Source organism: Streptomyces sp. NPDC088785, from assembly GCF_044750685.1.
GTDB lineage: Bacteria > Actinomycetota > Actinomycetes > Streptomycetales > Streptomycetaceae > Streptomyces.
In genome coordinates this window covers 56,402-72,235 of record NZ_JBIVKH010000016.1, presented here as the reverse complement: position 1 = coordinate 72,235, position 15,834 = coordinate 56,402, and the positions used below count along the sequence as shown (strand labels likewise).

The window sequence follows — 15,834 nt, the reverse complement described above, 5'->3', positions numbered from 1 at the left end:
CCTCGGGCGGCCCGTCAACCGGGGAGCGACTTGGTACGTACATGCAGTACGTTCGGGGCATGACGCCCGCTGCCAAGGCCGACCGGTCCTCCCGTACATCCGCCACGAGCGCCGTCCCCGGCGGCTCGGAGGCTCCGGAGAGCGCGGCCAGCAGCCGGGCCGCGGCGCAGCGGCTCAAGATGCGGCGGGAGCTGGCGACGGCGGCGATGGAGCTCTTCGCCACCAAGGGGTACGAGGCGACGACGGTCGACGAGATCGCGGCGGCGGCCGGGGTCGCGCGCCGCACCTTCTTCCGGCACTTCCGCTCCAAGGAAGAGGCGATCTTCCCGGACCACGACGACACGCTGGTGCGGGCCGAGGCCGTGCTCACCGCGGCGCCGCCGCACGAGCACCCGCTGGACACGGTGTGCCGGGGCATCAAGGAAGTCATGAAGATGTACGCGTCGTCGCCGACGGTGGCCGTCGAGCGGTACCGGCTGACCCGCGAGGTGCCGACGCTGCGCGAGGCCGAGATCGCCTCCGTCGCCCGCTACGAGCGGCTCTTCACCCGCTATCTCCTCGGGCACTTCGACGAGGAGGCGCACCACGACGGCAACGACGACCCGCTGCTCGCCGAGGTCGCCGCGTCCGCCGTCGTGACCGCCCACAACCACGTGCTGCGGCGCTGGCTGCGGGCCGGCGGCCAGGGTGACGTGGAGACCCAGCTCGACCACGCCTTCGCCATCGTGCGGCGCACGTTCGGCACCGGCATCGGCGCGGGCCGCACCCCGGCCGCGGCGCCGGCGGCCGAGGTGTCGCACGCCGGCGAGGTGCTGGTGACGGTGGCGCGCACCGACGCGCCGCTCTCCGAGGTCATGCGCACCATCGAGGAAGCCCTGCGCAACCGCTAGCCGCGCCGGGCCCCGGCTCCCCCGCGCCCCGCCACCCGTAGGCCGGTGCGGCCCCTCACCGGGCCCACGTCGACGGCCCGCCGTCGGCCACCTCCCGCGCCCATCCCCGCGCCCCCCGTCCCCCGTCCCCGCCCCCCCCAAGATGCGCACGCCGTGCGGCATCTCTTCACAGGGGCCCCCGAAGACGCAGGGCCGCACGCCCAGGAGCGGCCGCGCGGAGCGCGTGCCTCAGGGGCGCGGGGAACCGCGCGACCAGGCCCCACCGGGCCGCGCGCACCAGCGAGACCGACGAAGCGACCAGCGTGGCACGCAGTGCCACAGCAGCAACCCTCCTCCACCCCGAAACACACTCACCCCGCGCGCACTGATCGATCATCGATCCCCTGAACGCACCGGAACCCCGCTCTGACCTCGAATGATCGATCATTGCTCGCCTGAAGCGTAAAGATTTCATCTGAGCGAAACCAATGGCACGCAGTGCCTTGCCACCTGTCACGGTGTGCCATACGTTGAAGGTGTCCGGGCGGCCGGCGGACGGAGAACTTCCGGAAGCCGACTGTCCCCGCGAGCCACGGCCCGCGCGCCCGGACGCCTGCGTCACAGGCACCCTTCCGCGCCACACCAAGCGCTGCCGGAGCACCACCCCGCCGAACCGACGGCACACCCCTCATCAGCACCACCGCAGCCCAGCACAGCCACACCCCGACCAGCGTTCCCTCAACGCTCTTCGCCGGAGGCAACACCGTGAAGGACATCCTGGACGCGATTCAGTCGCAGACCGCCACGTCTGCCGACTTCGCCGCTCTGCCGATCCCCGACTCGTACCGCGCCATCACGGTGCACAAGGACGAGACGGAGATGTTCGAAGGACTCACCACGCGCGAGAAGGACCCGCGCAAGTCGATCCACCTGGACGAGGTCCCGGTGCCCGAACTCGGTCCGGGCGAGGCGCTCGTGGCCGTGATGGCCTCCTCCGTGAACTACAACTCGGTGTGGACCTCGATCTTCGAGCCGCTCTCCACCTTCGGGTTCCTGGAGCGCTACGGCCGCACGAACGACCTGGCCAAGCGGCACGACCTGCCGTACCACATCATCGGTTCCGACCTCGCGGGCGTCGTCCTGCGCACCGGCCCGGGCGTCAACGCCTGGCAGCCCGGCGACGAGGTCGTCGCGCACTGCCTGAGCGTCGAGCTGGAGTCCTCCGACGGCCACAACGACACGATGCTCGACCCCGAGCAGCGCATCTGGGGCTTCGAGACGAACTTCGGCGGCCTCGCCGAGATCGCGCTCGTCAAGTCCAACCAGCTGATGCCGAAGCCGGACCACCTCAGCTGGGAGGAGGCCGCCGCGCCCGGCCTGGTGAACTCGACCGCGTACCGCCAGCTGGTCTCCCGCAACGGCGCCGGCATGAAGCAGGGCGACAACGTCCTGATCTGGGGAGCCTCCGGCGGGCTCGGCTCGTACGCCACGCAGTTCGCGCTGGCCGGCGGCGCCAACCCGATCTGTGTCGTCTCCAGCGACCAGAAGGCCGACATCTGCCGCTCGATGGGCGCCGAGGCGATCATCGACCGCAACGCCGAGGGCTACAAGTTCTGGAAGGACGAGCAGACCCAGGACCCCAAGGAGTGGAAGCGGTTCGGCAAGCGCATCCGCGACCTGACCGGCGGCGAGGACATCGACATCGTCTTCGAGCACCCCGGCCGCGAGACCTTCGGCGCCTCGGTCTTCGTCACGCGCAAGGGCGGCACCATCACCACCTGCGCCTCCACCTCGGGCTACATGCACGAGTACGACAACCGCTACCTGTGGATGTCGCTGAAGCGGATCATCGGCTCGCACTTCGCCAACTACCGCGAGGCGTGGGAGGCCAACCGCCTGATCTCCAAGGGGAAGATCCACCCGACCCTGTCGAAGGTGTACTCGCTGGAGGACACCGGCCAGGCCGCGTACGACGTGCACCGCAACCTCCACCAGGGCAAGGTCGGCGTCCTCGCGCTCGCCCCCGAGGAGGGCCTGGGCGTGCGCGACCACGCCAAGCGCGCCCAGCACATCGACGCCATCAACCGCTTCCGCAACATCTGAACCGACGGAGGTTCACCGGCTCATGACTGAGCGTCAGAAGGACCGGCCGTGGCTGATGCGCACCTACGCCGGTCACTCCACGGCCGAGGCGTCCAACGAGCTGTACCGCCGCAACCTGGCCAAGGGCCAGACCGGTCTGTCGGTCGCGTTCGACCTGCCGACCCAGACCGGGTACGACCCCGACCACGTCCTCGCCCGCGGCGAGGTCGGCCGGGTCGGTGTCCCGGTGTCCCACCTCGGTGACATGCGGCGCCTGTTCCAGGACATCCCCCTGGAGCAGATGAACACCTCGATGACCATCAACGCCACCGCCATGTGGCTTCTGGCGCTCTACCAGGTCGTCGCGGAGGAGCAGGGGGTGGACATCGCCACCCTCCAGGGCACGACGCAGAACGACATCGTCAAGGAGTACCTGTCGCGGGGGACGCACGTCTTCCCGCCGGGTCCCTCCCTGCGCCTGACGACCGACATGATCGCCTACACGGTGTCGAACATCCCCAAGTGGAACCCGATCAACATCTGCTCGTACCACCTCCAGGAAGCGGGGGCCACCCCGGTCCAGGAGATCGCCTACGCGATGTCCACCGCCGTCGCCGTGCTCGACGCCGTACGCGACTCGGGACAGGTCCCCGCCGAGAAGTTCGGTGACGTCGTGGCCCGCATCTCCTTCTTCGTGAACGCGGGGGTCCGCTTCATCGAGGAGATGTGCAAGATGCGGGCGTTCGGGCGGATCTGGGACCGGATCACGCGCGAGCGGTACGGCATCGAGAACGCGAAGCAGCGCCGCTTCCGCTACGGCGTGCAGGTCAACTCGCTGGGGCTGACCGAGGCGCAGCCGGAGAACAACGTCCAGCGGATCGTGCTGGAGATGCTGGCGGTGACGCTGTCGAAGGACGCGCGGGCCCGCGCCGTCCAGCTCCCGGCCTGGAACGAGGCGCTGGGCCTGCCCCGGCCCTGGGACCAGCAGTGGTCGCTGCGCATCCAGCAGGTCCTCGCCCACGAGAGCGACCTGCTGGAGTACGAGGACATTTTCGCGGGCTCGCACGTCATCGAGAAGAAGGTCGACGAGCTGGTCGCCGAGTCCTTCGCCGAGATCGACCGGATCCAGGAGATGGGCGGCGCGATGGCCGCCGTCGAGTCCGGGTACCTGAAGTCCCGGCTGGTCTCCTCGCACGCCGAGCGGCGGGCGCGGATCGAGGCCGGCGAGGAGAAGATCATCGGTGTGAACTGCTACGAGGGCACCGAGCCGAACCCGCTCACCGCCGACCTGGACACCGCGATCATGACGGTGGACCACGGGGTCGAGGCGGGCGTGATCGCGGCCATCGAGGAGTGGCGCACCACGCGCCAGGAGTCGACGGACCGCCAGGGCATGGGCGACCCGTTCCACTACCCGACCACGCAGCAGGCCCTGGAACGGCTCAAGGAGGCCGCCGAGGGCTCGGAGAACCTCATGGAGGCCACGCTGGAGTGCGCCCGCGCCGGGGTCACGACCGGCGAGTGGGCGGGAGCGCTGCGGGAGGTGTTCGGCGAGTTCCGGGCGCCCACGGGCGTCTCCTCGGCGCCGGTCGCGGTGACCGCGGAGGAGGGCACCCCTCTCGCCCTCGTCCGCGAGAAGGTCAGCCGCACCGGGGACGAGCTCGGCGGCAAGCTGCGCCTGCTGGTCGGCAAGCCGGGCCTCGACGGTCACTCCAACGGCGCCGAGCAGATCGCCGTCCGGGCCCGCGACGCCGGGTTCGAGGTGGTCTACCAGGGGATCCGCCTCACCCCCGACCAGATCGTGTCCGCCGCGCTCGCCGAGGACGTGCACTGCGTCGGCCTGTCGATCCTCTCCGGGTCGCACGCCGAGCTGGTGCCCGACGTCCTCGACCGGCTCCGCGAGGCGGGCGCCACCGACATCCCGGTGATCGTCGGCGGCATCATCCCGAACGCCGACGCCGAGGACCTGAAGCGGGCGGGTGTCGCCGCCGTCTTCACCCCCAAGGACTTCGGCATCACGGAGATCATCGGCCGTATCGTCGACGAGATCCGGAAAGCGAACCACCTCGACCCTCTGGAGGTCCCCGCATGACCAGCCCCGTCAACCGTCTCCGGCCGCGCCGCTCCTGCCTCGCGGTGCCGGGAAGCAACCCCCGCTTCCTGGAGAAGGCCCAGGGTCTGCCGGCCGACCAGGTCTTCCTCGACCTGGAGGACGCCTGTGCGCCGCTCGCCAAGCCGGAGGCGCGGCACACCATCGTCAAGTTCCTCAACGAGGGCGACTGGACGGGCAAGACGCGCGTGGTGCGGGTCAACGACTGGACCACCGAGTGGACGTACCGCGACGTCGTGACCGTCGTCGAGGGCGCGGGCCAGAACCTCGACTGCATCATGCTGCCGAAGGTCCAGACGGCCGACCAGGTGGTCGCGCTCGACCTGCTGCTGACCCAGATCGAGAAGACGATGGGCTTCGAGGTCGGCAAGATCGGCATCGAGGCGCAGATCGAGAACGCCCGGGGCCTGAACAACGTCAACGCGATCGCGGAGGCCTCCCCGCGCGTCGAGACGATCATCTTCGGCCCGGCCGACTTCATGGCGTCCATCAACATGAAGTCGCTGGTCGTCGGCGAGCAGCCGCCCGGCTACGGCGCCGACGCCTACCACTACATCCTGATGAAGATCCTGATGGCGGCCCGCGCCAACGACCTCCAGGCGATCGACGGCCCCTACCTCCAGATCCGCAACGTGGAGGGCTACCGCGAGGTCGCCCGGCGCGCCGCGGCCCTCGGCTTCGACGGCAAGTGGGTGCTGCACCCGGGCCAGGTCGAGGCGTCGAACGAGATCTTCTCGCCCTCCCAGGAGGACTTCGACCACGCCGAGCTGATCCTGGACGCGTACGACTACTACACGTCCGAGGCCGGCGGCAAGAAGGGCTCGGCGATGCTGGGCGACGAGATGATCGACGAGGCCAGCCGGAAGATGGCGCTGGTCATCTCCGGGAAGGGACGGGCGGCCGGCATGCGCCGCACGTCGAAGTTCGAAGCCCCGGAGGCGTGACGACACCATGCAATTCGGCCGCACCTACGAAGAGTTCACCGTCGGGGACGTCTACAAGCACTGGCCGGGGAAGACGGTCACCGAGTACGACGACCACCTGTTCTGCCTGCTCACGATGAACCACCACCCGCTCCACCTGGACAGCAACTACGCCGAGAGCACGACGGACTTCGGCAAGAACGTCGTCGTCGGGAACTACATCTACTCCCTGCTGCTCGGGATGTCGGTCCCGGACGTGTCGGGCAAGGCGATCGCCAACCTGGAGATCGAGTCGCTCAGGCACGTGGCGCCGACCTTCCACGGCGACACCCTCTACGGCGAGACCACGGTCCTCGACAAGACGCCGTCCCGGTCCAAGAGCGACCGCGGCATCGTCCACGTGGAGACCAAGGGCTACAAGCAGGACGGCACGCTCGTGTGTGTGTTCCGCCGCAAGGTGATGGTGCCCACCGAGACGTACATCAAGGAGCGCGGCGGCGAGCAGCCCGGCCGCCCGGAACTTCGGGAGAGCAAGTAACCATGAGCCGACTCGCCCAGACCCACGGCCTGAACGACGTGCAGCGGGAGATCCTCTCCACCGTCCGGGACTTCGTGGACAAGGAGATCATCCCGGTCGCGACCGAGCTGGAGCACCGCGACGAGTACCCGCAGGAGATCGTCGACGGGCTCAAGGAGCTGGGCCTGTTCGGTCTCATGATCCCGGAGGAGTACGGGGGTCTGGGTGAGTCGCTTCTCACGTACGCGCTGTGCGTGGAGGAGATAGCGCGTGGCTGGATGTCGGTCTCCGGCATCATCAACACCCACTTCATCGTCGCCTACATGCTGAAGCAGCACGGCACGCAGGAGCAGAAGGAGCACTTCCTGCCGCGGATGGCGCTCGGGGAGGTGCGTGGCGCGTTCTCGATGTCCGAGCCGGGCCTCGGTTCCGATGTGTCGGCGATCACGTCGAAGGCGGTCAAGGACGGCGACGAATACGTCCTGAACGGCCAGAAGATGTGGCTGACGAACGGCGGCACGTCAACGCTCGTGGCGGTTCTCACGCGAAGTGACGAAGGTCATCCCGAGGGGACGGCCCCGCACAAGTCGATGACGACCTTCCTGATCGAGAAGGAGCCCGGGTTCGGCGAGGTCAAGCCGGGCCTGACCATCCCCGGGAAGATCGACAAGATGGGGTACAAGGGGGTCGACACCACCGAACTCATCATGGCCGACCTACGTATTCCAGCCAATCGCGTGCTGGGCGGCACCACCGGCCGAGGGTTTTACCAAATGATGGACGGTGTCGAAGTCGGGCGGGTGAATGTGGCAGCGCGTGGCTGCGGCGTCGCTCAGCGTGCATTTGAGCTGGGTGTCGCTTACGCCCAGCAACGGCACACTTTCGGCAAGCCCATCGCCGAGCACCAGGCGATCCAGTTCAAGCTGGCCGAGATGGCCACCAAGGTGGAAGCCGCCCATGCGATGATGGTGAATGCAGCACGCAAAAAGGACTCCGAGGAACGAAACGACCTCGAAGCGGGAATGGCCAAGTACCTGGCCTCCGAATACTGCAAAGAAGTCGTGGAGGACGCGTTCCGCATTCATGGCGGTTACGGGTTCTCGAAGGAGTACGAGATCGAGCGCCTGTACCGTGAAGCCCCGATGCTGTTGATCGGCGAAGGTACCGCCGAGATCCAGAAAATGATCATCGGACGCCGGCTGCTCGAGGAGTACCGCTTCCAGGGTTGAGCCCATCCGAAGTGTCCGTGTTCGGGGTGTTTTCTTCGCGAAGAAGATCACACCCCGTAGGCACTCTTCGGCCGGTCCTCACCGCCTGATGTCGCTTCCTGGCTTGCCCAGTTGTGGCTCGCAACCGATACCATCCCGGGAAAAGCCGCCGTCCCCCCGTAACCCGCGCGGCCTCATCCGCTACGAAGGTCATCCATGCCCCACAGCCAAACCTCTGCACCTCGCGACGGCTTCCTCGGTGGTCGCCTTGCGCGCGGAGCATCGCCGTGGCTCCTTCCGACCGTCGCCACGGCCGCACTGAGCCTGGCGCGCTCGCGCCGTTCCAAGAACGCGGCAGCACTCGCCGTCCCGACCACCGCTCTGGCGGCCGGCATGCTGTGGTTCTTCCGGGACCCCGAGCGTGAGATCGCCCCCGGCCGGGTCATCTCCCCGGCCGACGGTGTGGTGCAGAGCATCATGCCGTGGAAGGACGGGCGTACCCGTGTCGCGATCTTCATGAGCCCGCTGAACGTGCACGTGAACCGCGCTCCCCTCGCGGGCACGGTGACGTCGGTCGAGCACATCCCCGGTGGCTTCGTTCCCGCTTTCAACAAGGAGAGCGAGAACAACGAGCGGGTGGTGTGGCACTTCGACACCGAGCTCGGTGACATCGAGATGATCCAGATCGCCGGTGCCGTCGCGCGACGTATCGTTCCCTACATCCCTCAGGGCACGAAGGTCGAGCAGGGCGAGCGCATCGGGCTGATCCGCTTCGGGTCGCGCGTCGACATCTACCTTCCCGAAGGGGTCGAGGTCGACGTCGAGGTCGGCCAGAAGACGACAGCGGGGGTGACTCGCATTGACCGTGACTGATTCCGAGGCCCACACCTGGGCGGGTGACGCGGACGACGTCGACGACGCGGAGGAGATGCCTCTCTCTCTGCGCCTGTCGATAGCGGACACCCTGACGCTCGGCAACGCCACGTGCGGCTTCATGGCCGTCTACTTCACGACGACCGGCATCCTGATCCCGCACATCCAGGGCAGCAACGACTCCGGCATGGCGCGGCACTCCGCCGCGACCGCCGTGATCCTGATGCTGGCCGCCGCGATCTTCGACCTGTTCGACGGTCTGGTGGCCCGCAAGCTGCGTTCGTCGCCGATGGGCGCGGAGCTGGACAACCTCTCCGACCTCATCAGCTTCGGCCTGGCGCCCGCCTACTTCGTGCTCGTCTACGGCATGGTCGCCGACGACGCGCACCAGAGAGTGGCGGCGGTGGGGGCCATCGTGGTCCTCCTGGCGGTGGTCCTGCGCCTCGCGCGCTTCTCGTGCGTGACGGTGAAGGACGGCACCTTCCAGGGCATGCCGTCGCCGTTCGGCGCGCTGACGGTCGTCTCGATCGTCCTGTTGGAGCTGCCCTTCGTGGCGACGCTCCTCGCGATCATCGGCACGGCGTGGCTGATGGTGAGCCGGGTCGAGTACCCGAAGCCGCGCGGCCGCCTCGCCGTCGCGATGCTGTCGTGGATCGTGCTGAGCATGGCGCTCCTCGCGGCCTGGGCGTTCGACGCCCCCGGCGGCCAGCTGCTGCTCCAGACCGGCTGCGCGCTGCAACTGGTGCTCGGCGCGGTCATCCCGCTGTTCGCCACGGCCCGCCGGGTGAACAACTTCCGCGACAACCGCCGCGAGGCACGGGCCACGCAGCTCCCGTAGTCCCGGCGGTCCCGGCAGTCCCGTACGACGTGAGAGGGCCCTGAACCGATCGGTTCGGGGCCCTCTCGCGTGCGGGGTGCCGGGCGCGGGATCAGCCGGCCGACGGGCTGTAGTCCTTGGCCTCCGCGGCCTCGCCCGCCTCACGGACGACCTTGGTGCCGCCGACGGCCGTCTTGTCGGGCTGGAGGATGACCGACTGGCGCGAGGACGGGGCGTCGGGGTCGGTGAAGTCCTGCGCGGTGCCGAAGCCGTTGTCGAAGGAGTTCAGGGTCAGCAGCGCCTTGTCGACGCCCTCCCGGGTCAGGTCCTTGTCGGCGCAGGCCTTCTTCAGGGCGTCGCCGAACACGGAGGCGGCGGTCCAGCCGGCGACGACGCCGTTGTCCAGGGAGTCCTTCGGGTACGCCTTGCGGTAGTCGGCGACGAGCTTCTTCGCCTGCGGGGTGTCGGCGCCGATGGGCAGCGACGGGGACGCGATCCAGTAGTTCTTGGCCAGGGCCGGTCCGGCCTGGGTGGCGAGCAGCTGGGGTGCGAAGGCGGAGTTGTTGCCGATGATGGGCGCGGCCAGCTTGGCCGCCGCCGCGACGCCGACGAGGGAGGCCGCCTGGCGGGGTCCCGCGCTGATCACGATGCCCTTGACCCCGGCCTTCTTCAACGCCGCGACCTGGGCGGTCATGTCGTTGTCGGTGGGCTTGATCTTCTGCTCGACGACGGTGAGCCCGGCCTTCCCCGCGATGAACCTGGACCCCTTGAGGGCGTTCTCGCCGTAGTCGCCCTCGAAGTAGACGTGCCCGAGCTTGTCGCCCTTCTTGAGGCCCTTCTCCTTGATCAGGAAGTCGACGGCGTTGATCGTCTCGTAGTCGTACGTCGATCCGATGACCCGGACGTAGGGGTCGCCCAGCAGGTTCGCCGACCAGGCCTGCGGCAGCACGAGGGCCTTGTCCTGGCCGATGCGCTTCTCGACGGCGGCGACGAACGGCGAGCCGATGAACTGGGTGAAGCCGAGCACGTTCGGCTCCAGCTCGGTGTACCCGGCGACGGCCTTCTGCGGGTCGTAGCCGTGGTCGCGGACGGTCAGCTTGAGCTGGTAGCCGCAGATGCCGCCGGAGGCGTTGGTCTGCTTCACGTACAGCTGCTGGGCCTGGGTGACGCTCTTGCCGAGCGTGGCGTAGACGCCGGTCATGTCGGTGAGGACGCCCAGGTTGATCGTCTTCCCGGAGATGCCCTGGCCGGTCTTCACCCCGCCCGCGCTCTGCCGGCCGCCGTCGTCGTCATCGTTGTTCGCCTTGGAGCTACAGGCCGCCGTGAGGGCGAGCAGCGCCGCCACGGCCGTCGCCGTGAGCGTGCGGGTACGGGTGTTCATGCGTCCTCCTGAGGGTGTTTCCGGGCACGCCGGACGGCGATCCGGACCAGGCCGCCGGGCAGAAAGAGGACCACTGCCACGACGGCGGCGCCGTAGAGGTAGCGGGATGCCTCACCGGGGGCGATGCCGCCGGTGCCGGGAGCCGAGACGAGGGGCAGGGTGTCGCTGTAGCGGGTGAGGATCTGGGGCAGCAGCGAGACGAACGCGGCGCCGACGACGGCGCCGGCCACCGAGCCGAGACCGCCGATGACGATCATGGCGAGGTACTCCAGGGAGAGCGTGATGCCGAAGTAGTCGGGGACCGTGCGCTGGAAGACCAGGGCGAGCAGCACCCCGGCGAGGCCCGCGTACATGGAGGACAGCACGAAGACCGCTCCCCGGTAGCGGGCGACGGGCACGCCGAGGACGCCGGCGGCGATCCGGTGGTCGCGCAGGGCGTTCATGGCGCGGCCGGGGCGGCCGCGCAGCACGCCGCGGGCGAAGAGCGCGCCGCCGAGCAGGAGCGCGAGACCGAGGTACCAGAGCTTCTCCGCGGAGCCGAAGGGCACTCCGGCGACGGTGAGCGCGCTGTCGTCGAAGGCGAGGCCGAAGAGGTTCATGACGGGCACGTCCCGGCCGTTGGCGCCGCCGGTGAGGTCCTGGGCGTTGAACAGCACATGCTGTCCGATGAAGATCAGCGCGAGGGTGGCGATGCCGAGATACGCGCCCTGGAGGCGGCCCGCGATCGGGCTGAACATGCCGCCGGCGATCCCCGCGAGGAGCACGGCGAGCACCGCGGCGAGCCAGGCCGGCAGCCCGAGCCCGTCGAGGCCCTGGCCGGTGTCCCCGGCGAACACGCAGTAGCCGTAGGCGCCGACGGCGAGGAAGAAGGCGTGGCCCATGGAGAGCTGGCCGGTGGCGCCGGTGAGCAGGTTGAGGCCGATGGCGCCGATCGCGGCGGCCATGGCGAACAGGCCCGCCTGGAGCCAGAAGCGGTCCACGTAGAACGGCAGGGCGAGCAGGACGAGGGCGAGGGCGCCGGTGGCGGCGGCGCGGCGGCGCGCGCGGACCGGGCGGGACGGGGCGGCGGGGGCGGCCCGTCCCGGGGCGAGCGTGTCAGACACGGGCGAGCTCCTTGGTGCCGAAGAGTCCGGAGGGCCGCAGCAGGAGGATCACCGTCATCACGAGGTACGGGGCGAGGTCGCCGAGTCCCCGTCCCATGAAGGCGAGTTCGCTCTGGTAGCCGGTGGCGAGGGACTCGGTGACGCCGACGATCAGGCCGCCGACGAGGGCGCCGGTGGTGGAGTCCAGGCCGCCGAGGATGGCGGCGGGGAAGGCCTTCAGGGCGGCGAGCGAGGTGGCCCGCTCCAGGCCGGGGGTGGGGAAGACGGTCAGGAACAGCGCGGCGACGGCGGCGAGGGCGCCCGCGACGGCCCAGGCGCCGAGCGACACCCTGCCCAGCCGTACGCCCATCAGCGCGGCCGTCTCGCTCTTCTCGGCGGCGGCCCGCATCGCGACGCCCCAGGAGGTGAAGCGGAAGACGAGCAGGAAGGCGGTGATGAGGAGGGCGGCGGCCACGAACGCGGCGATCCGGGTGTGCGCGACGGAGATGCCGCCGACGGTGAGCACGGCGTCGCCCCACGGGTCGCCGAGGGGGAGCACGTCGGTGCCCAGCCGCCGGGTGAGTTCGGTGGTGAGCAGGATGTCGACGCCGATGGTGACGATGGCGAGGACGCTGTGGTCGTGGCCCCGGTAGCGGCGCATGACGAAGAACTCGACGGCCGCGCCGACCACCGCCGCGGCGGCGATGCCGACGCCGAGCGCGGGCCAGAAGCCGATGTCGTCGTGGAGCGAGGCGGTGACGTAGCCGCCGGCCAGCAGCAGCGAGGCGTGGGCGAAGTTGACGACCTCGGTGGCGCGGAAGATCACGACGAAGCCGAGGGCGATGAGGGCGTAGACGGAGCCCATCGAGACGCCGTTGAGGAGGAGTTCGAGGAAGGAGCTCATGCGGCGCTCTCCGGTTCTCCGGGCGCGCCCAGGTAGGCCTGGATCACCGCCGGGTCGTTCTGGACGGTGGCCGGCGCTCCCCCGGCGATCCGCTTCCCGAAGTCGAGGACGGTGACCTCGTCGGCGAGCCGCATGACCACTCCCATGTCGTGTTCCACCAGGACGATCGAGATGCCGAGGCTGTCGCGGACGCCCGCGATCACGGCGGCGGTGCGGCGCCGTTCGTCGGCCGTCATCCCGGCGACGGGCTCGTCGAGGAGCAGCACCTTCGGTTCCATGCACAGGGCGCGGGCCAGCTCGGCGAGCTTCTGCGCGCCGTACGGCAGCACCCCGGTGTACGTGTCGAGCTGGTCGGCGATGCCGACGAACTCGGCGATCTCGCGCACCCGTGCGCAGTGCACGCGCTCCTCCCGGACGGCGGCGGGCAGCCGGAGCCCGGCCGCGACGAATCCGGCCCGGGTCAGCCGGTGGCGTCCGAGCAGCAGGCTGTCGGCGACCGTGGTGCGCGGCGGCAGGGCGAGGTTCTGGAAGGTGCGGGCGACGCCGAGCGCGGCGATCCGGTGCGGGGGCAGCCCGGTGAGTTCGGTGTCGCCCAGGTGGACGGTGCCGGAGGTGGCCCGGTACACCCCGGAGAGCACGTTGAAGGTGGTGGACTTGCCCGCGCCGTTGGGCCCGATGACGGCGTGCACGGTGCCGGGTTCGACGGTGAGCCCGATCCCGTCGAGGGCGGTGAGCCCGGCGAACCGCACGGTCAGGTCGCGGACGCGCAGCGGCGGTACGTCGCTCATCGCCGGGCCCCCTCGGTGGCGCTCCAGGCCCGCAGCGCGGGCGCGTCCCGCGCCGCGCCGGAGGCATCGGCGACGGCGTCCTCGTCGACCACCCCGAGATACCGCCGCCGCACCTCGTCCGACCCGGCCAGTTCGCCGGCGGGCCCGTGCAGCGCGACCTCGCCGACGTCGAGCACGTACGCGTAGGAGGCCAGCCGCAGCGCCAGCGCGGCGTTCTGTTCGACGAGCAGGACCGAGACTCCCTGGGAGTTGATCTCCCGGACGGTGTCGGCGATGCGGGCCGCCATCAGCGGGGCGAGGCCGAGGGACGGCTCGTCGAGGAGGAGCAGGGCCGGTTCGGCCATGAGGGCGCGGCCGACGGCCAGCATCTGCTGTTCGCCGCCGGAGAGCAGTCCGGCCCGCTGCTGGGCCCGGTCGGCGAGGACCGGGAACAGCTCGTGCACGCGGCGCAGGGCCGCCGCCTTCGCGGCCCGCGAGCCGGTCGAGCCGAGGGCGCCCGCGCGCAGGTTGTCGGCGACCGTCATCCGGGCGAACACCTGCCGTCCCTCGGGTACTTGGCAGATGCCGGCGGCGACGACCCGGTCGGGGCCGAGCCCGCTGGTCCGCCGTCCGCCGAACCGCACCTCGCCCGAGGTCACGGCGCCGCCGTGGAAGTCGAGGGTGCGGGAGATCGCCCGCAGCAGCGTGGACTTGCCCGCTCCGTTGCCGCCGAGGACGGCGACGACGGCGCCCCTCGGCACGCTCAACGTCACGTCGCGCAGGGCGCGTACGGGCCCGTAGCCGACGGATACGCCGTCGACCTCGAGTCCGGCCGCTTCGTGTGCATCGGTCACTGTGTGTGTCCCTCCCTGGACCGGTACGGGACCGGTGGCGCTCACCACAGCACCGCGCGGGCGGCCCGTCCACGGGCTGCCGGGGAATCGCTGCGCAGGCCCAGCGCCCGCCCGTCCCCGTTGTGCGCGCGCACAAGACCCCGTGTCAGGGGCCTGCCGGACGGGCGCCGGGGGTGGCATCCTCCGCAGCAGCGAACGAGTCCTTTGCCGTCGCTTTACGGGCTGTTGGGGAGGGGCGATGGGTGGACGCAAGCACCGCACCGGCCAGGACTGGAAGCTGCTCAGGGAGGCGTGCGCGACGCTCCTCGACCGGGTTCCGGAGCTGGTCGACGAGCATCTGCGGCAACTGTTCGCGTACTCGGACGTGTACGCGCGGGTGGTGCCGTACGACACCCAGTGGCGGGAGGCCGAGGAGGCCATCCGGATCGGCGTCGAGACGATCACGGCGCCGCGGGACGTGCCGCGGCGGGATCTGGCGTACGCGGAGGACGCGGGCCGGCGCCGCGCGGGCCAGGGCCTGCCGCTCGACCTGCTGGTGCACGCCTACCGCAACGCGGGATATCTGGTGTGGGACGCGCTGATGGAGAGCGCGGGCGGCGAGCCCGAGCGGCTGAAGGCGCTGATGCGGTCGGCGACGATGGTGTGGGCGGCGGTGGACGCGCAGGCCGCGGCGGCCTCGGAGGCGTACCGGGCGACGGAGCTGGAGCTGCGCCGCCGCACCGACGAGCAGATGCAGGCGCTGCTCGACGCGCTCCTGGAGGGCCGCCCGGCGCCGGGGCTCGCCGCGCGGGCCGCGGCCGGGCTCGATCTGCCCGAGCACGGCCCGTACGCGGTGGTGGTGCTGCGCGTGGAGCGCCGGGACAGCCGGGAGACGTTCCACCGCCGGGTACAGGATCCCGACTTCCGGTTCGTGTGGCGCATGCGGGCCGACTGCGAGGTGGGGGTGGTGGCGCTCGGCGCGGGCCGCACCCTGGACGACGTGGCGGTGCTGCTCGACGGGCGGTGCCCGGGGCCCGGCGGGCTGAGCCCGGTGGTGCGGGGCCTCGGCGAGCTGGGGCACGCCCGGCGGCTCGCCGAACTGGCCCTGCGCACCTGCCCTCCGGACACCACGGGGGTCGTGCGGCTCGACCAGCGGATGCCGACGGCGCTGGTGGTGAGCCAGCCGGACCTGGCGCAGCGGCTCGTCTCCGGCGTCTTCGGCGAGCTGCTGGCCCTGGAACCGGCCGACCGCGCGGTGCTGTTGGAGACGCTGGACGCGTGGCTGGCCTGCGAGGGGTCAGCCGGGCGGGCGGCGGGCCGCCTGTACTGCCATCGCAACACGGTCTTCAACCGGCTGCGCCGCCTGGAGCAGTTGACGGCCCGCTCGCTGTCGCGGCCGCGGGACCTGATGGAGATGACCCTGGCGCTCGACGCGTACCGGTTGTCGTCGGGGACGGGGCCGGGCTAG

The 15,834-nt window shown here is 70.4% G+C and carries 14 protein-coding genes; 9 read left to right on the top strand and 5 right to left on the bottom strand.

All coding sequences use genetic code 11. The features are described 5' to 3' along the window. The first annotated feature begins 41 nt into the window (after window positions 1–41). The 8 genes from ACIP5K_RS31220 (at window position 42) to pssA (ending at window position 9,420) form a co-directional block, all read left to right on the top strand. Window positions 42–890 (top strand): TetR family transcriptional regulator, encoded by an 849-nt coding sequence (locus ACIP5K_RS31220; protein ID WP_401414937.1) that lies wholly within the window; start codon window positions 42–44, stop codon window positions 888–890. 744 nt (window positions 891–1,634) lie between these two features. After that, window positions 1,635–2,972: a crotonyl-CoA carboxylase/reductase gene (ccrA, locus tag ACIP5K_RS31215; protein WP_401414936.1), complete on the top strand. Its 1,338-nt coding sequence runs from the start codon at window positions 1,635–1,637 to the stop codon at window positions 2,970–2,972. A gap of 22 nt (window positions 2,973–2,994) precedes the next feature. After that, window positions 2,995–5,043, top strand: coding sequence for a protein meaA (locus tag ACIP5K_RS31210; protein ID WP_401414934.1), 2,049 nt, complete (start codon window positions 2,995–2,997; stop codon window positions 5,041–5,043). Then, on the top strand, window positions 5,040–6,005 hold the full coding sequence (locus ACIP5K_RS31205; RefSeq protein ID WP_401414932.1) for an HpcH/HpaI aldolase/citrate lyase family protein: 966 nt from the start codon (window positions 5,040–5,042) through the stop codon (window positions 6,003–6,005). Before ACIP5K_RS31210 ends, ACIP5K_RS31205 begins: the two co-directional genes overlap by 4 nt. A gap of 7 nt (window positions 6,006–6,012) precedes the next feature. Next, a complete protein-coding gene (locus tag ACIP5K_RS31200) occupies window positions 6,013–6,522 on the top strand; it encodes a MaoC family dehydratase (RefSeq protein WP_401414930.1) in 510 nt (169 codons plus the stop codon). 2 nt (window positions 6,523–6,524) lie between these two features. Then, on the top strand, window positions 6,525–7,730 hold the full coding sequence (locus ACIP5K_RS31195; RefSeq protein ID WP_401414929.1) for an acyl-CoA dehydrogenase family protein: 1,206 nt from the start codon (window positions 6,525–6,527) through the stop codon (window positions 7,728–7,730). 195 nt (window positions 7,731–7,925) lie between these two features. Continuing rightward, window positions 7,926–8,582 carry a phosphatidylserine decarboxylase gene (locus tag ACIP5K_RS31190; RefSeq protein ID WP_401414927.1) on the top strand — a complete coding sequence of 219 codons (657 nt, stop codon included), beginning with the start codon at window positions 7,926–7,928 and terminating at the stop codon, window positions 8,580–8,582. A gap of 55 nt (window positions 8,583–8,637) precedes the next feature. Continuing rightward, entirely contained in the window at window positions 8,638–9,420 is a 783-nt protein-coding gene (pssA, locus tag ACIP5K_RS31185) for a CDP-diacylglycerol--serine O-phosphatidyltransferase (protein WP_351445425.1), read from the top strand. A gap of 91 nt (window positions 9,421–9,511) precedes the next feature. Here the strand turns inward: pssA and ACIP5K_RS31180 are convergent, their stop codons facing one another. Genes ACIP5K_RS31180 through ACIP5K_RS31160 form a run of 5 tightly spaced genes read right to left on the bottom strand, consistent with a single transcriptional unit; the run spans window position 9,512 to window position 14,387 of the window. Beyond that, window positions 9,512–10,780, bottom strand: coding sequence for an ABC transporter substrate-binding protein (locus tag ACIP5K_RS31180; protein ID WP_401414926.1), 1,269 nt, complete (start codon window positions 10,778–10,780; stop codon window positions 9,512–9,514). Further along, window positions 10,777–11,883, bottom strand: a complete 1,107-nt coding sequence (locus ACIP5K_RS31175; RefSeq protein WP_401414924.1) for a branched-chain amino acid ABC transporter permease — start codon at window positions 11,881–11,883, stop codon at window positions 10,777–10,779. The genes ACIP5K_RS31180 and ACIP5K_RS31175 overlap by 4 nt, the downstream gene beginning before the upstream one ends. After that, window positions 11,876–12,766, bottom strand: coding sequence for a branched-chain amino acid ABC transporter permease (locus ACIP5K_RS31170; RefSeq protein ID WP_401414922.1), 891 nt, complete (start codon window positions 12,764–12,766; stop codon window positions 11,876–11,878). Before ACIP5K_RS31170 ends, ACIP5K_RS31175 begins: the two co-directional genes overlap by 8 nt. Then, window positions 12,763–13,554 (bottom strand): ABC transporter ATP-binding protein, encoded by a 792-nt coding sequence (locus tag ACIP5K_RS31165; protein WP_401414921.1) that lies wholly within the window; start codon window positions 13,552–13,554, stop codon window positions 12,763–12,765. The genes ACIP5K_RS31170 and ACIP5K_RS31165 overlap by 4 nt, the downstream gene beginning before the upstream one ends. Next, a complete protein-coding gene (locus tag ACIP5K_RS31160) occupies window positions 13,551–14,387 on the bottom strand; it encodes an ABC transporter ATP-binding protein (RefSeq protein WP_401414919.1) in 837 nt (278 codons plus the stop codon). The genes ACIP5K_RS31165 and ACIP5K_RS31160 overlap by 4 nt, the downstream gene beginning before the upstream one ends. 238 nt (window positions 14,388–14,625) lie before the next feature. Here ACIP5K_RS31160 and ACIP5K_RS31155 point away from each other — a divergent pair, with 238 nt between their 5' ends. After that, window positions 14,626–15,834 carry a PucR family transcriptional regulator gene (locus tag ACIP5K_RS31155; protein ID WP_401414917.1) on the top strand — a complete coding sequence of 403 codons (1,209 nt, stop codon included), beginning with the start codon at window positions 14,626–14,628 and terminating at the stop codon, window positions 15,832–15,834.